The sequence below is a fragment of the Psychrobacter sp. 16-MNA-CIBAN-0192 genome (assembly GCF_040309565.1).
Lineage (GTDB): Bacteria > Pseudomonadota > Gammaproteobacteria > Pseudomonadales > Moraxellaceae > Psychrobacter.
This window is the reverse complement of sequence record NZ_JBEOOX010000542.1, coordinates 1-250: the sequence shown is the minus strand read 5'-3', so window position 1 is coordinate 250 and position 250 is coordinate 1. Positions and strand designations below refer to the sequence as shown.

1 protein-coding gene is annotated in these 250 nt (G+C 42.0%); it reads left to right on the top strand.

Going from position 1 to position 250, the window contains the following annotated elements; all coding sequences use genetic code 11:
* On the top strand, nt 1-248 hold a 248-nt coding region (locus AAEY78_RS14300; RefSeq protein WP_352340091.1), incomplete at its 5' end, for a hypothetical protein.
* Nucleotides 249-250: the final 2 nt, after the last annotated feature.

Genomic DNA, 250 nt, shown 5'->3' with positions numbered 1-250 from the left:
AGCTTATTTTTATTCATTTTAGTGGATTTGATCTGGAGCGACCGGAATCTTTCTCCACTCACCTCCCCGCATTCAAGGCACAAGAGCCACTGCTGTCAATCGTTTTGGCTTATAATGCTGCCCTCAAGAAATCCTCAGCCCTAGATAAAAACATCTATATTTATAAAAAATGGTGGCATAAGCAGGTCAAATTTTACAGACGAATTCGAGATGCATACAAAAACCCGCGGGATCAGCTCTCTTCCTAAGC